The 23,151-nt window shown below is 42.2% G+C and carries 17 protein-coding genes; 11 read left to right on the forward strand and 6 right to left on the reverse strand.

Going from position 1 to position 23,151, the window contains the following annotated elements; genetic code table 11:
- Positions 1–2 precede the first annotated feature (2 nt).
- The 8 genes from A7968_RS04030 (at position 3) to A7968_RS04065 (ending at position 12,757) form a co-directional block, all read left to right on the forward strand.
- Positions 3–461 (forward strand): DUF4381 domain-containing protein, encoded by a 459-nt coding sequence (locus A7968_RS04030; protein ID WP_064665268.1) that lies wholly within the window; start codon positions 3–5, stop codon positions 459–461.
- The gene (locus tag A7968_RS04035) at positions 458–1,465 is read left to right on the forward strand and encodes a VWA domain-containing protein (RefSeq protein ID WP_064665269.1); all 1,008 of its coding nucleotides are present in this window, start codon (positions 458–460) and stop codon (positions 1,463–1,465) included. The genes A7968_RS04030 and A7968_RS04035 overlap by 4 nt, the downstream gene beginning before the upstream one ends.
- The gene (locus tag A7968_RS04040) at positions 1,455–3,071 is read left to right on the forward strand and encodes a vWA domain-containing protein (protein ID WP_167542952.1); all 1,617 of its coding nucleotides are present in this window, start codon (positions 1,455–1,457) and stop codon (positions 3,069–3,071) included. Before A7968_RS04035 ends, A7968_RS04040 begins: the two co-directional genes overlap by 11 nt.
- A complete protein-coding gene (locus A7968_RS04045; protein WP_064665271.1) occupies positions 3,071–4,264 on the forward strand; it encodes a BatD family protein in 1,194 nt (397 codons plus the stop codon). Before A7968_RS04040 ends, A7968_RS04045 begins: the two co-directional genes overlap by 1 nt.
- A gap of 107 nt (positions 4,265–4,371) precedes the next feature.
- Positions 4,372–5,502 (forward strand): BamA/TamA family outer membrane protein, encoded by a 1,131-nt coding sequence (locus A7968_RS04050; RefSeq protein ID WP_227008971.1) that lies wholly within the window; start codon positions 4,372–4,374, stop codon positions 5,500–5,502.
- A 408-nt stretch (positions 5,503–5,910) separates the two neighbouring features.
- Entirely contained in the window at positions 5,911–8,574 is a 2,664-nt protein-coding gene (locus tag A7968_RS04055) for a glycoside hydrolase family 16 protein (protein WP_064665273.1), read from the forward strand.
- A 73-nt stretch (positions 8,575–8,647) separates the two neighbouring features.
- A complete protein-coding gene (locus A7968_RS04060) occupies positions 8,648–11,608 on the forward strand; it encodes a TonB-dependent receptor (protein ID WP_064665274.1) in 2,961 nt (986 codons plus the stop codon).
- Between the two features lie 150 nt (positions 11,609–11,758).
- Positions 11,759–12,757, forward strand: a complete 999-nt coding sequence (locus A7968_RS04065) for an alpha/beta fold hydrolase (protein ID WP_084448008.1) — start codon at positions 11,759–11,761, stop codon at positions 12,755–12,757.
- Positions 12,758–12,830: 73 nt separating this feature from the next.
- Here A7968_RS04065 and A7968_RS04070 read toward each other — a convergent pair whose 3' ends face one another.
- From A7968_RS04070 to exaC, 4 genes are all read right to left on the reverse strand, one after another.
- Positions 12,831–13,028, reverse strand: a complete 198-nt coding sequence (locus A7968_RS04070; RefSeq protein ID WP_064665275.1) for a CPXCG motif-containing cysteine-rich protein — start codon at positions 13,026–13,028, stop codon at positions 12,831–12,833.
- A gap of 76 nt (positions 13,029–13,104) precedes the next feature.
- A complete protein-coding gene (locus A7968_RS04075) occupies positions 13,105–13,539 on the reverse strand; it encodes a GFA family protein (protein ID WP_227008970.1) in 435 nt (144 codons plus the stop codon).
- Positions 13,540–13,597: 58 nt separating this feature from the next.
- Positions 13,598–15,100: a S41 family peptidase gene (locus A7968_RS04080; RefSeq protein WP_064665276.1), complete on the reverse strand. Its 1,503-nt coding sequence runs from the start codon at positions 15,098–15,100 to the stop codon at positions 13,598–13,600.
- 148 nt (positions 15,101–15,248) lie between these two features.
- On the reverse strand, positions 15,249–16,769 hold the full coding sequence (gene exaC, locus A7968_RS04085; protein WP_064665277.1) for an acetaldehyde dehydrogenase ExaC: 1,521 nt from the start codon (positions 16,767–16,769) through the stop codon (positions 15,249–15,251).
- A 188-nt stretch (positions 16,770–16,957) separates the two neighbouring features.
- On the opposite strand from exaC, the gene A7968_RS04090 reads away from it, so the two are divergent.
- Both A7968_RS04090 and A7968_RS04095 read left to right on the forward strand, forming a co-directional pair.
- The gene (locus A7968_RS04090; protein ID WP_064665278.1) at positions 16,958–17,860 is read left to right on the forward strand and encodes an AraC family transcriptional regulator; all 903 of its coding nucleotides are present in this window, start codon (positions 16,958–16,960) and stop codon (positions 17,858–17,860) included.
- Positions 17,861–18,167: 307 nt separating this feature from the next.
- Positions 18,168–19,550, forward strand: coding sequence for a Na+/H+ antiporter NhaC family protein (locus A7968_RS04095; protein WP_064665279.1), 1,383 nt, complete (start codon positions 18,168–18,170; stop codon positions 19,548–19,550).
- 137 nt (positions 19,551–19,687) lie between these two features.
- Here A7968_RS04095 and A7968_RS04100 read toward each other — a convergent pair whose 3' ends face one another.
- Positions 19,688–20,161 carry an RES family NAD+ phosphorylase gene (locus tag A7968_RS04100; protein WP_064665280.1) on the reverse strand — a complete coding sequence of 158 codons (474 nt, stop codon included), beginning with the start codon at positions 20,159–20,161 and terminating at the stop codon, positions 19,688–19,690.
- On the reverse strand, positions 20,161–20,595 hold the full coding sequence (locus tag A7968_RS04105) for an Xre family toxin-antitoxin system antitoxin (RefSeq protein WP_064665281.1): 435 nt from the start codon (positions 20,593–20,595) through the stop codon (positions 20,161–20,163). Before A7968_RS04105 ends, A7968_RS04100 begins: the two co-directional genes overlap by 1 nt.
- Positions 20,596–20,966: 371 nt before the next feature.
- On the opposite strand from A7968_RS04105, the gene A7968_RS04110 reads away from it, so the two are divergent.
- Positions 20,967–23,147: an OsmC domain/YcaO domain-containing protein gene (locus A7968_RS04110; protein ID WP_064665282.1), complete on the forward strand. Its 2,181-nt coding sequence runs from the start codon at positions 20,967–20,969 to the stop codon at positions 23,145–23,147.
- Positions 23,148–23,151: the final 4 nt, after the last annotated feature.

Below are 23,151 nucleotides of genomic sequence, written 5' to 3' on the forward strand. Positions count from 1 at the left end.
ATATGGATAATCAAGATTTAGATAATCTCGAACTTTACCAGTTGATGGCAGAAATTAAGCCTGTTACTGAGCCCACTGCAATTTCTATGTGGCCACAAGGGCCTGGCTGGACCGTATTAATTGTCGCAGTTATACTCATCGCTATTACTTTTTTTGCACGGAATCGCTTTAAACGCTATCAGCAACGCCATCGTTTTTACGCCATCGATGAAATTAACAATTTAGCAGATGATAGCAGTGCGCTTGCTATCAGCAGTATTCTAAAACGCTGCGCCTTAAATGACTTTGCACGCAGTGAAATAGCCTCTTTAACAGGGCCACAGTGGAGTGAGTTTTTAAATAAGCATTGCGATAAACATACTGACTTTACTGATTTTTATACACTTGATGCGAGTTATGATCGCACCAAACTAAAACAACAAGCCATTACTTGGCTCACCAATTACAAGGTGACGTCATGATCATTTTTAAACACCTATGGATATTTAGCTTGTTGCTAGTGCCTATCTTATTAGTGTGGTTACTACCTGCATTTAGGCAGAAAACGTTGGCAATTAGGATCCCATTTTTTTCTTTAGCCCAACAAGCCACTGGCGCTGTTACCACACAGGGCGAACACAGTAATAAGAAATATGCCTTCTTATGGTTAAGTGCCGCTCTAATATGGCTGTCATTGGTTGTTGCACTGGCAGAGCCCACTCAACTGGGAGCACCCGTTAAAACCGAAACCACCAGCCGTGATATTATGCTGGCAATCGATTTATCCGGTTCCATGGACGAGCAAGACTTCCCAACGACTAACGGCGAAAGAATTCAACGCTTACAGGCTGTAAAAAATGTAGTCAGTCAGTATATCGAAGATCGAAAACATGATCGTATCGGACTTATCGTATTTGGCACCCAAGCTTACTTACAAGTACCCTTTACTCAAGATTTACAAAGTGCCGAGCAATTACTCGACAATACCCAAGTTGCTATGGCAGGGCCGCATACTGCAATTGGTGATGCAATCGGGCTCGCTTTGAAAACCTTTGAGTCATCTAAGGTCGATAATAAAGTGCTTATTTTATTAACCGATGGCGCAGATACCGGCTCAAGAATGTCACCTTTAAACGCTGCACAAATTGCTAAGCAATCGCAATTAAAAATTTTTACAATTGGGATTGGTGATGAAGATGCTGATGGCCAGTACCGAGTAGATTTTGAAACGTTAAGAAAAATAGCCAGCACTGCAGATGGGCAGTTTTATACCGCCCAAGACAGTCAATCTTTAGAGAAAATTTATCAACAAATTGATGAAATAGCCGCGGTAGTAACTCCTGAAATATCAACCCGCAAAGAAACCAGTTTAGTACATATACCACTGTATTTTGCTTTATTGATCTTTGTATTAGCGCTATTCGCCCAAGTTATTATTGAGCTTTTTAAGCAAAAACAACAAACAGAGGATGTTAATGATGTTTGAGTTTCATTTTTTGCGACCCTTGTTTTTACTGCTGCTGCCCGTTGTTATTGTACTTTGCTACAGCATTCGAAAAAACCAGCAAAGTAGTAAACATCATACCAATGCGATAGCAGCACATTTGGCATTAGCGCTAACCCCTAAACAGCGCTTATTTGATAAATTAAAACCCATCGACTTTACCTTAGCCTGTGCGGTGTTGTTAGTGATTGCTTGTGCAGGACCTGCCTGGTTCAAACAAACCGATGATAATAGTGATAAAGCACCGCTGATTATTTTATTAAAAGTAACCGAAGCCATGCAGGTAAACGATGTATCACCGACCCGCTTAACCCGTGCTAAGCAAAAAGTGGCTGATTTACTTAGTTATCGCAGTGGTGCTAAAACGGCGCTGTTTGCTTATGCCAGCTCCAGCCATAATGTCTTACCGTTCACCGAAGACAGTAGCGTTTTTCAACCATTTTTAGTGGCATTAGCGCCCGATGTTATGCCAGGCAATCATAGTGTTAATGCCGATAACGCCTCAACAGCCATGCAACAAGCAGTCGCATTGCTGGAAAAGCAACCTTATGCCAGTATTGTTATAATCGCAGACGATATTAGTCAAGCTCAGGTTGCTGCGCTTAATAAACTTAAACAGCCATTTATTTGGTGGCAAATTGCCACAGACAATGGCGGCGTGATCAATGCTGATGATGGTCAACTTCGCTCCAACGATGAAGGCCAAGCTTTAATCATTAAGCCCAACTCTAATACCCTATCATCGTTACAGGCTGCAACGCATCAAGCACTCACACTAGATATGCAAGATATTATTGCTATAGATGAACAAGTGGAACAAAACTATCAACGCCAGCGTGATGACAATAACACCAGCCCCTATCAAGATATGGCTTGGTATTTCACTTGGCCAGTATTGTTATTAAGTGCCTTGTGGTTTCGTAAAGGCTGGACATCAATCAGTACAAATAACAAACCAAGTAATTCAGTAAAAACCACCAGCCATATTGCCGTGTTATTTTTAGCAGCTTGCTTATTTAGCTTTCCTAAAACAACCTATGCCAGTACAGCTGATTGGTTCTTCAGCCGCGATCAACAAGCGATGATGGCTTATAACAACCAAGATTTTTCCCGTGCTGCAGCACTATTTTCTGATCCCAACTGGCAAGCAAAAGCGTTATTCGAACTTGGCAAATATACACAAGCTGCACAAATTTATGGTTCTTTAGGAACTGTAGATGGGTTTTATAACCGTGCGACAGCACTGTTAAAAACACAAGAATTCGAAGCGGCAATAGCAGGCTTTAAACAAGTGTTAAAGCAGCAGCCAGATCACCCTCAGGCGCAGCGGAATCTTGCCATTGCGGAACATGCTTATGCCGCGGTTATAGCACAAGCCGGTGGTGTGGATGCGGAACAAAGCATCACCACTGAGGTCGATGGCAATGAAGTAAGCGAAAAACAAGATGGTAACTCTCAAGATTACCAAGTCGCTGATACCCTATCCCCTGACGCAAAAGAGCAATGGATGCGTAGTGTTGATTCCGAAATGGGTGACTTTTTAAAGAATAAGTTTGCCACTGAAGCAAATAATCAAAGGGGCCAATAATGCGATTCCTATTAATTTTTTTACTGGCCATGTGTACATTACCCAGTTTAGCCGCTGAGCCAAAAGTAACTGTCAGCCTTAGTGATGAAAACCCACTAGTAGGCCAAGTTACCACCGTCAAAGTAAAAGTATTAGTGCCAACTTGGTTTGCAAAGCCATTATATTTTGATGAAATCGATACTGTTAATGTAATTAATGTAAAAGGCAATAAAAGTACTTATCCAACCTCTGAGCGTTTTGGTAGCACAACTTGGACCGGTGTGATCAAAGAATACCCTGTCATTGCCATGGCGCAAGGCCGTTTTGAGTTAAAATTACCGACCTTAAAAATTCATTTTATGGATGAAAACAGCCAAGCTATCAACCGTGAAGTAACTCCCCCGCCGATCACCTTTAACGCAACCTTACCTGAGCTGGCGAAAACGCTTAAACCCATTATTATTGCTGAAAATATTGCCTTGCAAGAAGATGTTAATATACCTGATAAATTGACTGCGGGGCAAAGCATACAAAGAAAAATTAGCGCTACAATCACCGCCAGCTCAGCATTGTTCATTCCGCAAATGATGAATACAACTAACACCGAACAACAACAAAGTTACCCTATCACTGCGACTAGTAATGACACTCTAAATGATAGAACCGCCACACTCACAGGGCTACGCACCGAACAACAAGATATTGTCGTCAAGCAAGCAGGCAACCTGAGTTTACCTAGCATTACCATAAGTTATTACCAGCCAAGCACCAACAGTATTCAAACCGCAGAGGTCAAAGGCAGCGAAGTAATTGTTGCTGCTCCGCCCGCAAGTTTAAAAACATGGTTATGGCGGCTTTTATTCGTTGTGATTTGCTTAATCATTGTGTGGGGAGGTTACCGAATCAGTCAATTCTACTGGCTACGTTACCAACACAGTGAATATGCTCATTTCAAACACGTCATTCAGCACATTGAGGTGAATAAAGTACACTATAGCGCTTTTATTGCTTGGCGAGACAGCTGGCAAATGGCGATAGAGAAGAGTACAGCCTTACAACAACAAAACCAATCAATAACTCTTGATTATGAGCAAGCATTGTATGGTAATAAAGGCTTACCAGATGACTTTGCCGAACAGCTAAAACAATTCAGAGCAGCACTTAAAAAAGAAAATAACCAACAAAAAGATGTGTTAAGCCCACTTAATCCTTAAATGCAGTAGCTGGATTTTTTAATGCTTACACTAGAGCCAATTAAACGCATATTCAATTAGGGACAATCACATTGGTCAGAATGTTTACACTTTGTTGTATTAGCTTTATGTGTATTTCTTTTCACAGCTCTGCCAACAATGCCTATGAAGATCATGTGCTAACACCCACACAGAAACAATTGGATAAGCAAACATCTAAAGCAGATAAACCGATTTCATTTTTACCTATCCCGACTTTTATAACTGAACCTGCCGTTGGACCAGGACTCGGTGTCGTCGGGCTCTTCTTTCATGATAATAAAAATAAAAAACCTAAAAAAACAGGTGCAACGTTACCGCAAAGTATTAGTATTGTTGGCGCGCTGGCAACAAAAAATGGTACCAAAGGCGGTGCCCTTGGACATGTCACGTTTTGGGATGAAGACCGCGTTCGCTATCAGGGTATTATTGGCTATGCCAGTATCAATCTTGATTTTTACACTTTTTCAGGCATTGATTTACTCACCCCGCTGTCACTCAATATTGAGGGTCCTGCGTTATTGCAAAATGTGAAAGTACGTTATAAAGACAGCAATTTCTTTTTTGGCGCTAAACAACTGTACCGTCACGTTGATCTTAGTTTAGCTGAACCTATCTTTGAAAATTTAACCATCCCTGATGAACTATTAAATGAGCAACTAATAACTGATATCAACACCTCAGGATTAGGAGCGCTTATGGAGTATGACAGCCGTGATAACCCCCTTAATCCTGAGCAAGGTTTAAACTATAAAGCCGAATACATGGTGTATGATCAAGCAATTGGCAGTGATATAGACTACACCAGCTTTAAGCTTTCAGCTCTAAATTACTGGGCACTGAGCGCACAAACTAACTTAGCTCTGCGTATCGAATTTGATACTGTAAATAATAAAGGTGATAGGAAGCTGCCTGTCTACATCCCGCCAAGCATAAGTTTACGCGGAGTATCGGCCTCTCGCTATCAAGGGCTCAATGTACTAGTCACAGAACTTGAAGGCAGTTATAAGATCACCGAAAAAATTAAACTCAGTGCCTTTACAGGCATGGGTTGGGCAGCGGAGCATTTTTCAACACTGACCGACGCAAAAACAATAAACACTGTGGGTATGGGCTTTAGATATTTAATCGATGAGCATTATGGAATAAATATTGGTTTAGACATCGCCCATGGCCCTGAGCAAGATGTTGTGTATATTCAAGCAGGCTCCACGTGGTAACTAGCATTTGTAATTGGTGAAACTTACGCTGTTTGCTGCTAATAGAAGATCATAAAATATATACCTATTCACTTGCTTTCAATAAATCACCGTCCCCCCCATAGGGCCACCTACATTTATGCACAGGATAACAAAGCAAACTCAGCCATAAATACAATAACAAATAATGACAATATAAAACAAAGCCAACACTAAAGAACCAAAAATACAGTAAGAGTTAAATATAAGTTAAAAAAACAACTTAATTTTGTTGACCAAATATCAACATTCGCATACGCTTTTGTAAGCGCTTACATCTTGAGGTGTGTTTTTTATCTCGCAATGTAAGCGCTTACAAATTCGTTGGAATACACAATTATAATTATCAACGATGTTCTTACAATTTTTTGTCGAACTGGGGTTCAACTGATGAACATGACAACAATCAAATTAAGCCGACTTGTTGCTGCTATTTCGATAGCAACGCTTGCGGGATGTGGCGGTGGCGCCGAAACCGAATCAAACTTTACCAAGGTTGATCCAGCAGAACCTGTTTCTGATTGGCAAATGGTATGGAGCGATGAATTCGACAGTGGCGAAATTGACGCAGCTAAATGGAACTACGAAATCAACTGCGATGGCGGCGGCAATAACGAAAAACAATGTTATACCAACAGCCCAGACAATGCCTTCATCAACGATGGCATGCTCAACATTGTTGCCCTGCCAGCGGCTGAAGGTGCAGAAAAACCCTTCACCTCAGCAAGACTCACAACCCAGTACAAAGCTGATTTTAAATATGGTCGCTTTGAAATGCGTGCCAAATTACCATCAGGCCAAGGTAGCTGGCCTGCATTTTGGATGATGCCAACAGATTCTGTTTATGGTGGTTGGCCGCGCTCTGGGGAAATTGATATTCTTGAGGCGGTGAACCTTAAGGTAGCAAACGAAGACGGCAGCCTTGAATCACATGTCCACGGCACCTTACATTATGGTCGCGAATGGCCTAATAATGCCAGCTCTGGTAAAGCTTATGAATTTCCACAAGACATGAATCCTGCCGATGATTACCACACCTATGCAATTGAATGGCAAGAAGGTGAAATTCGTTGGTATATAGACGACTATTTATTTGCAACACAACGTCAATCTGAAGTTCGTTATAATTCAAAAGACGAAGCAGTTGGCTTAAAACACCGTGGTTGGTTTGCTGAATACTATGAGCAAGGCTCTGGAGAGCTCGTTACTCATTGGGACAGTGCGCCATTCGATCAAGAATTCTTTATGATCCTAAACTTAGCCGTAGGTGGTGATTGGCCAGAAAATGTTAATAACTTAGGCGTCGATGCTGGTGCCTTTGCCGACGGTCAAACTTACTCTATTGATTACGTTCGTGTTTACGAATGTGCATCAGACCCAGAAACCGGTAAAGGCTGTGAAACAGTGCGCCCGGGCTACGATAGCTTAGATGATGCGTTAGTTGAAGGTGCAGCACCCGTTCCTACACCACCGAGCGATGGCGTGGCAAAAAACCTTGATATATTTGATGGCAGCCTAAATGCTAATTGGCTTGCTTGGGATTGTTGTGGCGGTACAACACCAGAGATCATTGCTGATCCAGATAAAGGCGAGGTTGTTAAGTTTAATATTAATGACAACAATGGCACTGTTTTGGGCTTTTCAACGCGTGGCGGTCATTTCCCTGATGACTTTGCAGGAACATCGGCGCCATTTGATGCGTCACCATTACTTGAATTAAATGGTCGCTTAACATTTGACATGAAAGTAGTGACTCCTCCTGCAGCAGGTACACCTTGGCTATTCAAAGCCGAAGCAGGTGATGGCGGCCCTAGCACCGGTGATGTACCCCTTAGTGAAAGTGTAGAAGGTGTGGAGCCTGTTACTGGTCAATGGCAAACGTATACCTTTACACTTGCTTCACTGCAAGAAAGAGGCTTAGATTTAAGTGCTATCGATGTACTTATGATGTTCCCAGCATGGGGCGCAGGTGAAGGTGCAGAATATTTAATCACTAATGTCGCGATTGAAGGCGATGTAGGCGCATCGCCAGAAGTCGACCTTTTCACTGACGGACAAAACCTAGATTGGCCAATGTGGGACTGTTGTGGTGGTTCAACACCAGTTGAAGTAATGGATGACGCTGAGCACGGTTTAACAGCTGAATTTAGCATCGGTGCAGAACCCACGGTGATGGGCTTTACTAATCGCAGTGAATTTGGTGGCAGTGCAACCCCATTTGATGCCAGCGCAATTTTAGAAAAAGGCGTTGTGCAATTTGACATGAAAGTAACATCAATGCCAAATACAGCGGATGCTCCATGGTTACTAAAACTTGAATCACCAGGTACAGAAAGCTTTGCTGAAGTAAACTTGTCAGACAGTGTTGAGGGCGCAGTTCCAAGCGCAGGCGAATGGCAAACTTATACCTTCAAATTAGTCGATTTAGCAGCTGCCGGCCTTGATATTAGCGCCATTGATGTAGTGATGATTTTCCCTGCTTGGGGCAGCGGCGAAGGGGCTGTTTATCGTGTTGATAACGCAAAAATATACGACCCAGAAGCCATGCCAACCGGTAGTGACTTAGTGTTATTTAAAGACAGCACGCCTGAGCAGTGGAGTATTTGGGACTGCTGTGGTGGCTCTAAACCGACTGAAGAAGCTGATGACGCGGATCACGGTACAGTTGCCCAATTTATGATTGGTAGCGAGCCAACTGTTATGGGCTTTTTAGCCGATGACGAGGTATCGTTTGATGCCTCACATTTATTAGCCGATGGTGTTGTGAAATTTGATATGAAGGTAGTCTCAGCGCCTTCAAACCCTGACTCGCAATGGCTATTTAAAATAGAATCAACACTTGATGATAACTTTGCCGAATTTCCTTTAACAGCCAGTAATGAAGGACAAGACGTACTTGTTGGCCAATGGCAAACCTTTACCTTTAATGTACAAGACTTGTATGACACAGGCCTTGATATTAGTGCCATTAACGTTGTGATGATATTCCCTGCATGGGGCACAGGTAACGGTGCGGTGTATCGTATTGATAACGCGATGATCACGCAAAACTAATAGCGTCTATTAAACAGGTTGGTAAGCACAACTTACCAACCTAGATAACAAATTTGTATATAAGCAGACTATTATGAACACAATTAATTTTAAAAAAAGTCATATTGCAGCAACGGTTTCGATTGTCATTGCCGCAGGCATTTCAACAGCGACGCCAGTTTATGCTCAAGAACAAAACTTAAACAGCAAAGATAGCTCTGATATTGAAGTGATCCAAGTAAAAGGGATTAAAGGCTCGCTTATTCGTGCTATGGATTTAAAACGCGATGCAACGGGTGTAATGGATGCCATTTCAGCCGAAGAAATGGGCAAATTCCCAGACACTAACTTAGCTGAGTCATTACAACGTATTACCGGCGTATCAGTGAGTCGTGCTAACGGCGAAGGTAGCCAAATCACTGTACGTGGTTTTGGCCCATCATATAACTTAATAACCTTAAATGGCCGCCAGATGCCAGGCACAGGTAACACGCGCTCGTTTAATATGGAAAACTTGGCATCTGAAGGTGTTAGCGCCCTTGAAGTCTATAAAACAGCTAAAGCCGATATTCCAAGTGGGGGTTTAGGTGCCACAGTAAATATTGTGACTACTCGCCCACTACAGCAACCTGGCCAACATTTCAGTGCCTCTGCTAAAGCTATTTATGACAGCTCAAATGAGCAAGGCAATGATGTAACGCCTGAAGTATCAGCAGTTTATAGTAATACTTTTAAGGATGAGATGTTTGGTGTTGGCTTTTCATTTTCACATCAACGTCGTGATTTTCAAAAACAAACGGCTAATATTCAAGGCTGGCAAGCTAACGTTGACTTACCAAGCTTAGAGGAAGGCACGTTTGTAGACCCTCGCGCTGTAGATGCAGAAGGCAACCGTGTAGGTAATCACTTCTTCCCTAAAGATATGAACTACAGTATTGAAGACCTACAACGCGAACGCACAAATGGCCAAGTAACCTTGCAATTTGCCCCTGTCGATAACTTTGTCGCAACGCTTGATTATACAGCAAGCGAAGCGGTTACAGGCTCAAACAGCATTGGCTGGGGTATTTGGAACGAGTTTGGTGGCAATATAAATAGCTATGAGCTGGATGAAAACGGCACAGCATTATACGCCGATATTGGTGGTAATGACGCTTCATTCACCGCTAACCGCAATACCACTGAAGTAACAGCCCGCTCAATTGGCTTAAACCTAGAGTGGCAAATTGGCAGTAACTGGGAAATTGAACTGGACTATCATGACTCAAAAAATGAGACCGATAATGGTGCAGATAAAGGCATGGGAAGTGCTGGCCAAGTTATATTAGGTTCTGATCAACTGGTTAATAAACTTTATGATTATCGCACTGGCGATATCCCAAGCGCACTTGTAAATTGGAAAAATGGCACCTCAGAGCTCAGCCCAGGTGAAATAGATTCTAACTTTAGCCAGTTTATTCACTCACCGGGTGAATCACAAGTTAAGCAACTTCAGCTTGATACAACCTGGTATAACGACAGCTTTGATATTGGTTTAAACAGCATTAAATTCGGCGCAGCACGAACCAAACAAACCACTGGCGGCTATGAAGCATGGAGTGGCCTTAGAGGTGGTCCTGGTTTTAACCCTTCGTTTACAGAGATATTCCCAGACAGCATGTTTACTCGCCACGATACCGGTGACTTACTCGATGCATTTGCTGGTGGTGGTAGTGATTTACAACCTAATTACTATTACACCTATGACTTTGATGAAGCCGTTGCGCGTCAACTCGCTTATCTAACAGAAGATGTAATGGGTGGTGATGTTTATTCAACTGATGCTTACTTTGATGGTATCGACAGCCAAAGCAGTGTAGAAGAAATAACCGATAGTATTTATCTAAATACCAAGTGGGAATTTGATGTTTCAAATTTCTATGTCCAAGTTAATGCAGGCTTACGCTACGAGCAAACTGATGTAGAAAGCACCGTTCGCCAACGCGTAGAAAAACAAGTTAATTGGGAAAGTGCCTCAGAATGGATTATGCAATATGAAGCTGGTGGTACAGATAACTTTTTAACCCAACAAGGCGACTACGACGTATTACTACCTAATATTGATATTCGCGTAGATATCACCGATGACTTAGTCTCTCGTATATCTTGGGGTAAAACCATGTCACGGGCACCACTTGGTGACCTTGCAGGTGGCCGTAGTTTGACAGGTAGTCCTAAACCTGGTGCGCGTACTGGTGGCCGAGGTAATACTAACCTTTTACCCTATGAATCAACCAACCTTGATTTATCATTAGAGTATTATTATGGCGAAGGCAGTTACGCATCAATTGGTTATTTCAAAAAAGATGTCGATAACTTTATTCAAAAAACCATTACTGAAACTACCATTGAAGGTTTGCACGATATTTTTAACGGTCCTCGTTACCAACAAGCTGTGTCAGATGTAGAAGCGCGCGGCGAACAAGCCACCAGCGATGCTATTTTTGCGCAAATGCTTGCTAATGGTAACGGTAATGCTGAGGGCAAAATTGAGCCAACCAGCAATGATCCACTGATTGTATGGAACATTACCCAACCTTCTAACATTGAAGCAAAATCGGTTGATGGCTTTGAAGTTGCCGTACAACACTTGTTTGGTGAAACGGGCTTTGGTGTAGGGGTGAATGCCACTGTTGTTGACGGTGATGTTAAATTTGATAGTGACAGTTTAGTACAACAATCCCCTTTACCTGGTTTAAGTGATTCAGCTAACTTTCAAGCATTTTATGAAATGGATGGCTTATCAGTCAAAATAACTTACGCATGGCGCGACGCGTACTTAATTGGTGTAGGCCAAGCACAAGGCTCAGCTGATGCACCGCCACAGTATGCTAAAGAGTATGCGCAATGGGATATGAGTGTAAATTACGACGTGACAGAAAATGTCACGGTATTCGCAGAAGGAATTAACTTAACTAACGAAACCGAGCAAGGCTACGGCCGCTATGAAGAGCAGTTCTTATTTGCTCGTCAGTACGGACCACGCTACACACTCGGCGCGCGTTATACATTCTAACTAAGAGGTTCTCCACCCCTACGAAAGCCGCTTATCAATAAGCGGCTTTTTATTGCATTAATGAATCTAACTAAACTTTACTTAACTTACGAAACCTAAAAATTCCGTGCTAAGCTAACAGCCTATAGCAACAATGAATGGAGTATAGTAATGAAGCAAATATTGGTATTACTAGGGCTCATATTTTTTGCCTGCAACTTACTGGCCGCGCCACAAAAAGTTCCCGCATATGATGCTATATTAAGTAACTATAGCTATGACTTTGACGTTAAATATTATAATTTTTCATCCCAAGGCCAACAACTTAAAATGGCCTACAGTTACTTACCCGCCAAAGGCGACAAGCCCGTTATTACTTTACTCCACGGTAAAAACTTTAACGGCCACTACTGGACAGCAACAGCAAATTACTTACAAAAATTAGGCTATGGTGTGCTGATCCCCGACCAAATTGGTTTTGGTAAATCGTCAAAGCCAGCCGATTATCAGTTTTCATTTGCAGCTTTAGCGCAGCATACTCACGCTTTAATGACGTCATTAAATATTAAAAGATCGGTTATTTTAGGGCATTCTATGGGCGGGATGCTGGCTAGTCGCTTTGCGCTGATGTATCCGCAAACCACAGAAAAGCTGGTTTTGCTTAACCCCATCGGCCTGGAAAACTACTTGCAATATGTGCAATACAAAGACACCGACTTTTTCTATAAAAATGAGCTTGCTAAAACACCCGCTGGCGTTAAAGCGTACCAACAAAAGAACTATTATGATGGTAAATGGAATAGTGATTACGCCGCCCTCACCGACTTTATTACTGGCCAAATACAAGGCCCTGATAAAGAGCAAGTGGCGTGGGTTAATGCTAAAACCTACGACATGATTTTTACCCAGCCGGTGATCACTGAGTTTAAAAATTTCACTATGCCAGTTAAGTTAATTATTGGCACCCGAGATAGAACCGGCCCTGGCCGTAATTGGAAAAAACTAGGCGTTGATTATGAGCTTGGCCGTTACGATAAATTAGGCAAAGCGGCTGCAGCAATAATCCCTAACGCTGAACTATTTGAACTGGCCGATTTAGGACATTTACCGCATATTGAAGATTTTGATCGCTTTAAAGCCGTGTTTATAAAAGCGTTGGAAGGTAAATAGTAGTTAAGGTTTAAAGCTACAAGGCTAAAGTTTAATTATGCACAGGGTAGCTTCAATTAAAAACCGCATGTAGCTAGTAACTCTCGTCATCGCTAAATACGGTGACAGAGAGTTCTTTATCCATCGTTTCAAAAACCAAAAAATTAATCGGCTTACAGCACACTTGACAGTCTTCGATGTATTGTTGGTCTATATCAGCCGGATCTAGCAGTACTTCGATATGTTCACCACAATACGGGCATGCGATGGTTTTTTCTGTTAATTGATTCATCGGTTAAAACTTCCTCTATTAATTTACAAGTTTATATTGATAAAGGTACTCCGTATATTTATCTCTACACTCTACTTTATAGCAATGGTAGAGCTTCATAGCTAGGTACGTTGCTGAAACTTTTTGCCCATGTCGCACAACTGCCCACATAGATTTTAGCCGTTGGCTGAATTGTAACTGCGCTGTCGAGGCTACCAGCAGGAACCACAATACAATTCATTTGCTCAACTTTTGTTGGAAGTGCAGACCCACAGTGTTGACAAAAACTTCTGCTGTGTAATGTGTTAGCATGCTGGTAAGTTTTAACTTCCGCTTCGCCTTGTATCCAGTTAAGTGTTGCTGCAGATGCAAACAAATTTGCAGCATGTGCTGAACCTGAATCTTTTCGGCAATGACCGCAATAACAGAGGAAGAATGAGTGAAAATCGCCATAAAGCTCATACTTCACGCAGCCACATAAACACGAACCTAAATGTTGCTTACCCATAGAGCCTAATTTATGAAATGCCATACCTCTTATCCTTAGCGTCATATTGCTTGTTATAGAATAGCTATAATATTAACAGCACTTATTTTAAAGTGCTGTTAACTTGCTCAAGTAAAGCCTCAGTTGTCCACTCAAGTCCGTAATATGGGATATCCGGTTGATAATAGAATCCGTTTGCGCGAGGTCTATCGACATACACTTTATTAGGAATGATCACCTTACTCAACCCAGAAGGTGTATCAACTAACCTTACTTCCATGTAGGTTGAGTCAGAACTACTTGGCGCGCCAAATAACACTGTATTTGCAAACAGCTTAAAGGTGTCAACAGCATCAAGGCAGGCACTGCCACACTGTCCTGGAACAATCACCATGGCTTTGTTTTGAAAATCGCTGCCAGTTACTTCACCAGCACTATGTTCTGAAGGCTGATTTTTCTCTACATAAAACGGCGCACCTTCATCTAACGATAGCTGCATACCTGCAGATACTTCCTTGACCATTTCGTACATTTCCAGCTGGTCTTTTAATATTACCTTTAATGACTCTACATATTCGGTATTGTCTTTTGATGCGCGCCACCAGACTTGCGTTTTTTCGCTCGCTTGCTCTTTACGATAGGTAACAACTTGTTGCCCCCATAACTGCTCTGCAACTTTTAGGCTCCAATAAGAGGACCCCCCTTGGTTATGACGAAGATCAAGTATTACCGCTTTCGCCGTTAATAACTGGGCGCGCTGTTTTGCTAAATCAACAAACAGCTGCTGGTAATCTGCTTTTTGTTGCTCATTGGGAGAAAATGTTGGCATGGCTATCCACGCAATACCTTCCGTTGGCCAATGTAGTCCGATCGCCAACTCATCGCCATTATACGCATTCACTAAATGCTGTTTTACACTTTCGGGCCGCTCAGTCCACTTCAATTGCACACTGTAAGTAGAACCATTCGCTTTGGCAAAATCACATGTTTTAAGTTTGGGTAAAAAGGGGTTGCCATCATCAACGAGTAAGCGCCGCCCGTGATGCCACCAATGGCCAGGCTGCTCAACTTGACCATGAAAAGTAAAAATGGTTTTACGCATTAATGGCTCAATTGGCGTGTTATTACAGCGTATTATTTTATCACCTTTGCTCACTTTAGAGTGTTCACTGTAATACACTTTTAAGCCATCCCCTCGCCAAACAGCAGAAAAGCCGGGCCAGCGGCGTGGTTGCTTTAATTCTTTAGGTAAAAGCGCCACAGCTCCGGCATGACCATCTTGCAAAACCGTATTAAAACGCGCGATGGCTGCAGCATAGCCTTGCGCATTATTGATCTGGCTCGCAAGCGCTAATCCTTCTCGTTTAGCGCTTTCAAGTAGCTTAGGGAAATCAGGGTTGTGGCTGTCAAACATACCGGGGTGATTGGCAACTGATTGCTGATACGCTGCTTCAATATCTTGCTTAGCTGTTGTTTGCCACTGCGCAGCGGTGCTTGGTAAGCTTTGCAAAGAGCTGTTTTTATCATCTTGTGCAAAAACATTTTGTGCCATTAAAGACATAACGACCACAAGTATCTTAGGGGACGATTTAATCACCATTCTCATCTAAATCCTTTTTAATTATTATATTCTAACTTACTGATACTTAAGTAAACCAAACTCAGCTGTAAAATGTAACTAGTTTATACAAAAAAGCGCAGCCAGTGGCCACGCTTTGCATTACTCAATTAATTGTTTTTCGCTTAAGTCCCTGTTAAAAAAAGCCCAGTGGATCTTCGCTGTAGCTTACCAGCAAGTTTTTAGTTTGCTGGTAATGATCAAGTGCGAGCTTGTGGGTTTCGCGGCCAATACCTGACTTTTTATAGCCGCCAAATGCAGCATGAGCTGGGTACATATGATAACAGTTGGTCCATACGCGCCCTGCTTCTATTTTGCGGCCAAAGTGATAAGCACGGTTCATATTACGGCTCCACACCCCTGCCCCCAAACCAAACTCTGAACTATTAGCAAGTTCAAGCGCTTCGGCTTCGTCTTTAAAAGTCGACATTGAAATAACCGGGCCAAAAATCTCTTCTTGGAATACCCGCATATCATTCGTGCCTTTTAACAGTGTTGGCTGAATGTAATAACCACCATTTAGTTCATCCGTTAGTTGCTCTACATTACCGCCAGTGAGCACTTGTGCGCCTTCTTTTTTACCAATTTCGATGTAGCTGAGAATTTTATCAAATTGGGCTTTTGATGCTTGTGCACCCACCATGGTTTCACTATCAAGCGGGTTACCGCGTTTAATTTTTAATGTGCGCTCTAAAATACGCTCAATAAACTGCTCGTAAATATCTTCTTGGATAAATAGTCGCGATGGGCAAGTACACACTTCACCTTGGTTAAAGTACGCAAGTACTGCGCCTTCAATGGCTTTACTTAGGAAGGAATCGTCTTTTTCCATTACATCGTTAAAGAAAATATTCGGTGATTTACCACCGAGCTCAACAGTTGATGGAATAATGTTATCCGCAGCACATTTTAAAATGTGTGAGCCCACTGGAGTTGAGCCGGTAAAAGCAATTTTAGCGATGCGCGTGCTGGTTGCCAGCGCTTCGCCCGCTTCTTTACCAAAGCCATTTACAACATTAAGCACGCCAGCAGGCAGTAAATCACCAACGATCTCCATCAACACTAAAATCGAGGCAGGTGTTTGCTCCGCCGGTTTTAATATTACACAATTACCCGCTGCAAGCGCTGGCGCAAGTTTCCATGCGGCCATTAAAATTGGGAAGTTCCACGGAATAATTTGCCCAACTACGCCCAGTGGCTCATGAAAATGATACGCGACTGTGGTTTCGTCTATTTCCCCAATGCTGCCTTCTTGCGCGCGAATGCAACCGGCAAAATACCGAAAGTGATCCGCTGCCAGTGGAATATCTGCAGCCAATGTTTCACGAATTGCTTTACCGTTATCCCACGTTTCCGCCACCGCAAGTAACTCTAAGTTTTGCTCAATACGGTCAGCTATTTTTAATAAAATATTGCTGCGCTGCGTCACTGAAGTTGTGCCCCACGCTGCTTTTGCTTCGTGGGCTTTATCAAGCGCAAGCTCAATATCCGCTTTATCTGAGCGTGGTATTTTACAAAATACCTTACCGTTAACGGGGCTAATATTTTCAAAGTACTGACCGTTAACTGGCTCGACCCATTGCCCACCAATATAATTACCATACTGAGATTTAAAGTTAATGAGTGCGCCGTCGCTGCCAGGATTTGCATAGATCATTGTGTGTATCCTTTATTCAAAATGTTGCTTTTTAATTTAATCGAACTGACTAAGTTTGACGGGAGATTGTTGTTTATTTATCCGCCATCTGTTGACATTAGCTCATAACAGGCATAAAAACTTGATTAGCTGTCCAAAAAACATGTCTGTGCGTCCAAACTCTGTTGGTCGTGTTTAAAGGAAATAAAATGAATACCACGTTATTGACTGAAAAACTGACTAAAAAGCGCCAAGCAGTTGATGTACTGATCGAAAATAAAATTACGTTTGCCTCAGACAACGCCGAGCTGAGCATTTATGACACCTACCAAGATGCACAAAAAGTAGCACTGCATTCCAGTGAACTGCTATTTTGCGGCATGATCAGCGGTAAAAAAATCATGCACGTTGCCGACAGTAACTACCATGAAGAGTTTTTACCCCAGCAATCTTTTGTATTAGCACCCGAGCAAGGGGTGTTAATCGACTTTCCCGAAGCATCAATGCTGCAACCTACCACCTGTTTGGCAATCGAAATTAGCCGCGATAAAATCAGCCAAGTAGCTGACGCGCTAAATATGCAACAGCAAATAAGCAGCGATGACTTTTTTCATTACATTCCAAAGCTGGTGCATACCGAGCATAATCAACAAACCCAACAGTTGCTTGAACGGATGATTGGGTTATTCAGTGAAAACGAGCAAGATCGCCATTATTTAATTGAGCTGTCGGTTAATGAATTAATCACTCGATTATTACAACAACAAAGCCGCGATTTAATGCTCGCCAATTGCCAACAAACTATTGCGTGCCCATTAACTGATGCCCTGCACTTTATTAAAGAACATCTTAATCAAACTTTAGATATCGATACTTTATGTAAAATTGCCTGCATGAGCCGTAGTAAATTTTACCAGCAATTCAAACTCGCCTTTGGGCAAACTCCGGCCATGTGGCAACAACAGCTAAGGTTAAAGAAATCTCGCCAACTTCTGCAATCAGGGCAGCAAATAAGTCAAGTTTGCTACGATCTTGGCTTTACCAACCCCAGCCACTTTAGCCGTTTATTTAAGCAAAAATTTGGTGTTTCACCTAAACAATGTAAGCATTAATATTCATCTATTAAGAATTTTTAACTAAACTAAAAATTTTTGTTGACTCAAACGCAATTGCGGATTACTTTCCCGCTGATGTTTTTATCGGCATAAACAATAGCGGCATGCATCCCCTGCACCGTCTGGCGCCAAGCCAACGCACTTTACTGTGTCGCACTTGTGCTCATCCCACCGCGAAAGCCAACAGTAATGATTGCGTGCAAAAGCAGTGACTTGGAATATCAGCCATGTGGCTAACATTCTTTGTTTTTGTTAAGTAACTTGAGCCAATCACTCAAGTGCTTTTTATTTTGTGAACACTTAAATGCTTGAACCTTCTGCGTTAAGTCTTGTGCCGCCAATTGTGGTGGTTATTTTGGCGATCGTGTTACGTCGTCCTATTTTATCTTTGCTGATCGGTGCCCTTGTTGGCCTCGCTATGCTTAACCCTGTTGAAATGCTTAGCAACTTTGCTGCGGCATCATTAAAAGTGATGGTCGATGAAACAATCGGCTGGCTTATTCTAGTGTGTGGTGGCTTTGGTGCGTTAATCGCATTGCTCGTGCGCACCGGTGGTGCAGCAGCATTTGGTAGTTTTGCGCTGCGCTTTTGTAAAGGCCCACGCTCATCGTTGATCATGACCTTTTTGCTCGGTATCGTGATTTTTATCGACGATTACCTCAATGCGCTTACCGTGGGTGAAACCATGAAACGCATTACTGATAAATTTAAAATCAGCCGTGAAATGCTTGCCTACGTGGTCGACTCTACCGCAGCGCCAATCTGTGTATTAGTGCCGCTGTCTACCTGGGCGGTGTTTTTTGGCGGCTTATTAGTTGATAACAATATCGCTGGTGAAGGCCAAGGTATTGCTGTGTATATTCAAGCCATACCCTATATGTTGTATGCTTGGTTTGCGGTATTAATAGTCCCATTAGTGGTGCTTGGCGTTATTCCTTTATTTGGGCCGATGAAAAAAGCTCAATTACAAGCAATACAAGAACAGCCACAAGTCGATCCTGCGCAGTACAACGAAGTGCAAACAGCCGATGAATACGCAGTCAAAGCCGTTGAAGAAAGCTTTGAAAGCGCAGACAGCCACGGCAAACTGTACAACTTTTTACTGCCTATTTTATTGCTCGTTGCCTTTACTGTGTATTTTGACATCGACGTGTACAAAGGGTTATTAGCGACATTCGCCGTGACGATCCCATTTTATATGCTGCAAAAACTAATGCCATTTGCCGAAATGATTGAAAAAATGCTCGATGGTTTTAAAAGCATGTTGCCAGCGATAGGAACTGTGATCGCCGCATTTATTTTTAAAGATGTCTGCGACCAACTGCTATTACCACAGTTTGTCATTGAATCGCTCAGCCCATTTATGACCGCAGGCTATTTACCTGCCGTAGTGTTTTTAGCCATGGCTATTTTGGCGTTTGCTACAGGCTCAAGCTGGGGTATTTTTGCGGTAACCATTCCTATTGTGATGCCACTGGCTGTGGCGGTTGATGCAAATATACCGCTGGTTATAGGTGCGCTATTGTCAGCATCATCATTTGGTAGCCAAGCATGCTTTTACTCAGACTCAACGGTACTTGCAGCGCAAGGCTCAGGCTGTAACTTAATGAGTCACGCTATTACTCAACTGCCCTATACGCTCATCGCAGCAGCAAGTGCATTTGTTGGGTTTTTAGTAATTGCTTAAGCAGATAGGTTTAAGAGGAAAGTTAGTAAGGTTAAAGGTTAAAAATAAACCCATCATTTAACTAGACAGCCACTCTAATTGAGCAAGCAACACTGTACCAGATAGTAAGTGGTTCGAATCAGCCACTTACTAAATCACTAAAGTTTTAAAGCCAATCTTTTAGGGTAACTAAATGGTTGGCATTCAACGCATTTTATTTCATCTGCATCAGTATGCGCGGGATTTATGATAAAATTATATTCATCTGAACAAACAGACGAAGGAACTTGCAGTACAGCTTCTCCCATACTCGTTAACCAGTCGCTACCCACTATTTGGGTTTTTAATATATAAGGGTGATCATCCCAGTCACTTGGTAGATCAGATACAACCAAGCGTTTAATTTTCAGTTTATCAGGTATTAATATCGATGTGACTGATAGTTGCTTGTTAAGTATATCCGTAGAGTCGTTCACTAACCTCTCAAGCATTGCAAGGGAGCGGCTACTTGCTGTATAAACAACAGGTTTACCAACCATGTGCCATCTACCTTCTGCATAAAGCCCACCCATGCCTGACAGTGCGTTATTTGCATTGTTATGTTCAGTAGGCGCAATCCTGTAACAAATCATCAGGCAGTGAATCCATACTCTAGCCCATTAATAATCCGCTTAATTAATTCACGACCGCGAATAGTATGCAAAAATTCTTTTGGCGCTTTGCCATCGAACTGTGTATGAGCGGTGTTCAGCCACTCATTCCAACGTTTTACATCACCAAAGTATGAAATACCTATAGATGACAAACGTGCAACTTCCAATGCATTTTGACTTAAGTTAATACCTAAACGTTTGCGCTCTTTTACATGTCGCTCTAATGTCCGCGTAGTAGTACCAATAGTCTTAGCTATTAGTTTTTGTTCCCATCCAAGCGATTTACTAAGAAGGAAAATGGACGAAGCTTTCAAGCCTGTAGTAGCAACAGTAATTTCTTCTAATGCATTAGAGTTGTTAGTGATTAACCCACCACTCACTACTTTTATAAAATCAAACTCTAAAGTTTCCATAAACACCTCCAGCGACAATTGTCGTTAATTATAATACCAAGTGTCAAAACTAGCAAGGTGACATAACGCTATTCACTGATAGCTGAACGAGATGGCCACTTGGGTTCTTGCATCTCATGCGCACCATGCAATTTGTCTAATTCTGTATCAGTCTAATGTAAAGTACTCTCTTTTGAGTAAATTCAAACACACTAACAACTTTGACCTTTAACCTAGCTAACTCTCGCCTTTTTCCAATTAACCGCGACAATTACTTGTATGTACTCCCCTAAAAAGCGGATAATTGCAGCCAAATGAAAATATACTGACAAAGTCTGGCGCAAACACCTGCAAGCCTTACTTATTAGTGCGCACGAAGGTGGACCAACTCAATGGAAATTAAAGTTAATTTTCTCGATAATCTTAGATTAGAAGCTAAGTTTGACGATTTCTCAGTCATTGCGGATCAACCGATCCGTTACAAAGGCGATGGCTCTGCGCCAAGTCCATTTGACTACTTTTTAGCATCTTCAGCTCTGTGTGCTGCGTACTTTATTAAAGTGTATTGTAATGCCCGAGATATCTCGACCGATGGTATTCGTGTTGCGCAAAACAACATTGTTGATCCTGAAGATCGTTACAACCAAATTTTCCAAATTCAGGTTGAACTCCCTGAAGGTCTTTCTGAAAAAGACCGCACTGGTATCCTGCGCTCGGTGGACCGCTGTACCGTTAAACGTGTTATTCAAACTGTGCCAGAGTTTAAAATTGACGCAGTAGAAAGCTTAGATAATGACGCACAAGCGATGCTGATGGCAAAACCTGAAGGCAGCGATAACACCTTTATTTTAGGCAAAGATTTACCGCTTGAGCAAACCATTGCTGATATGACCGCGATTTTGGCCGAGTTAGGCATGAAAATTGAAATTTCATCATGGCGCAATATCGTACCAAATGTATGGTCATTACATATTCGTGATGCGGCATCACCGATGTGTTTTACCAATGGTAAAGGCGCTAGCAAAGAAAGCGCATTATGCTCTGCCCTTGGCGAATTTATTGAACGTTTAAACTGTAACTTTTTCTACAATGACCAATTCCTTGGCGAAGAAATTGCCAATAGCGAGTTTGTGCATTACCCGAATGAAAAATGGTTTCAGCTCACCGATGATGATTCACTACCGCAAGGTATTTTAGACGACTACACGCTGAGCATTTATAACCCTGAAGATGAACTGTGTGGCTCTCATCTTATTGACACGAATTCAGGCAATATTGAGCGCGGCATTTGCTCGATCCCGTATGTTCGCCATTCTGATGGCGAAACCGTGTATTTTCCATCAAATCTGATTGAAAACTTATTTTTAAGTAATGGTATGAGCGCCGGTAATAACTTTGCCGAAGCCAAAGTACAATGTTTATCTGAGATTTTTGAGCGCGCCGTTAAACGCCAGATTATCGAGCAAGAACTAGTACTGCCAGACGTACCAGAAGAAGTGCTTGCTAAATATCCGGGTATTGTTGCCGGTATTAAAGGCTTAGAAGAGCAAGGCTTTCCAGTAGTTGTGAAAGATGCATCCCTCGGCGGGCAATTCCCCGTGATGTGCGTAACTTTAATGAACCCGAAAACCGGTGGCGTATTTGCTTCATTTGGTGCCCACCCAAGTTTTGAAGTCGCCCTAGAGCGAAGTTTAACCGAGTTGTTACAAGGTCGTAGCTTTGAAGGCTTAAATGACGTACCAAAACCCACTTTTAACAGCATGGCTGTATCAGAGCCTGAAAACTTTGTTGAGCACTTTATTGATTCTACCGGTAAGATCTCATGGCGTTTTTTCAGTGCGAAGCACGATTATGAATTTGTTGAGTGGGATTTCTCAGGCACTAACGAACAAGAAACCGCAAGCCTTTTCGGTATTTTAAAAGATTTAGGTAAAGAAGCCTACATTGCTGAGTTTTCAGACCTAGGCACAGCGTGTCGTATTTTAGTGCCTGATTATTCAGAGGTTTACCCAGTAGAAGATTTGATCTGGGATAACACCAACAAAGCACTTAAATACCGCGAAGATATTTTAAACCTACATAGTTTAGATGAAGATCAACTTGCCGATTTAGTAGAGCGCTTAGAAGACAGCCAACTTGATAACTATATTGATATTATTACCTTAATTGGCGTTGAGTTTGACGAAAACACGGTATGGGGTCAATTAACCATTCTTGAGCTTAAATTGCTTATTTATTTAGCACTGGGTGATTTAGAAGCGACCATGGAACTGGTTGAGACCTTCTTGCAGTTTAACGATAACACCGTTGAACGCGGCTTGTTTTATCAAGCAATGCACGCGACACTAGAAGTTGCGCTTAGTGATGATTTAGAGATTGAAGACTACATTCACAGCTTCACCCGTATGTTTGGCCAACAAGTAATGGATGCAGTAGTCGGCTCAATCAATGGTGATGTGATGTTCTACGGTTTAACCCCTACTAACATGCAACTTGAAGGGTTAGAGCGTCATCAGCGTTTAATTGACAGCTATAAAAAGCTACACGCCGCACGCGCTGCAAGAGCCAAATAAAGAG

The organism is Pseudoalteromonas prydzensis (genome assembly GCF_001661495.1).
Lineage (GTDB): Bacteria > Pseudomonadota > Gammaproteobacteria > Enterobacterales > Alteromonadaceae > Pseudoalteromonas > Pseudoalteromonas prydzensis.

Excerpts from the sequence above, each read along its gene's own strand:
- A7968_RS04070 (WP_064665275.1), bottom strand. The coding sequence starts at position 13,028 with ATGAATCAATTAACAGAAAAAACCATCGCATGCCCGTATTGTGGTGAA.
- A7968_RS04110 (WP_064665282.1), top strand. The coding sequence starts at position 20,967 with ATGGAAATTAAAGTTAATTTTCTCGATAATCTTAGATTAGAAGCTAAG.
- A7968_RS04100 (WP_064665280.1), bottom strand. The coding sequence starts at position 20,161 with ATGATTTGTTACAGGATTGCGCCTACTGAACATAACAATGCAAATAAC.
- A7968_RS04055 (WP_064665273.1), top strand. The coding sequence starts at position 5,911 with ATGAACATGACAACAATCAAATTAAGCCGACTTGTTGCTGCTATTTCG.
- A7968_RS04030 (WP_064665268.1), top strand. The coding sequence starts at position 3 with ATGGATAATCAAGATTTAGATAATCTCGAACTTTACCAGTTGATGGCA.
- A7968_RS04105 (WP_064665281.1), bottom strand. The coding sequence starts at position 20,595 with ATGGAAACTTTAGAGTTTGATTTTATAAAAGTAGTGAGTGGTGGGTTA.
- A7968_RS04095 (WP_064665279.1), top strand. The coding sequence starts at position 18,168 with ATGCTTGAACCTTCTGCGTTAAGTCTTGTGCCGCCAATTGTGGTGGTT.
- A7968_RS04040 (WP_167542952.1), top strand. The coding sequence starts at position 1,455 with ATGATGTTTGAGTTTCATTTTTTGCGACCCTTGTTTTTACTGCTGCTG.
- A7968_RS04050 (WP_227008971.1), top strand. The coding sequence starts at position 4,372 with ATGTGTATTTCTTTTCACAGCTCTGCCAACAATGCCTATGAAGATCAT.
- A7968_RS04035 (WP_064665269.1), top strand. The coding sequence starts at position 458 with ATGATCATTTTTAAACACCTATGGATATTTAGCTTGTTGCTAGTGCCT.
- A7968_RS04045 (WP_064665271.1), top strand. The coding sequence starts at position 3,071 with ATGCGATTCCTATTAATTTTTTTACTGGCCATGTGTACATTACCCAGT.
- A7968_RS04090 (WP_064665278.1), top strand. The coding sequence starts at position 16,958 with ATGAATACCACGTTATTGACTGAAAAACTGACTAAAAAGCGCCAAGCA.
- A7968_RS04060 (WP_064665274.1), top strand. The coding sequence starts at position 8,648 with ATGAACACAATTAATTTTAAAAAAAGTCATATTGCAGCAACGGTTTCG.
- A7968_RS04065 (WP_084448008.1), top strand. The coding sequence starts at position 11,759 with ATGAAGCAAATATTGGTATTACTAGGGCTCATATTTTTTGCCTGCAAC.
- A7968_RS04080 (WP_064665276.1), bottom strand. The coding sequence starts at position 15,100 with ATGAGAATGGTGATTAAATCGTCCCCTAAGATACTTGTGGTCGTTATG.
- A7968_RS04075 (WP_227008970.1), bottom strand. The coding sequence starts at position 13,539 with ATGGCATTTCATAAATTAGGCTCTATGGGTAAGCAACATTTAGGTTCG.
- exaC (WP_064665277.1), bottom strand. The coding sequence starts at position 16,769 with ATGATCTATGCAAATCCTGGCAGCGACGGCGCACTCATTAACTTTAAA.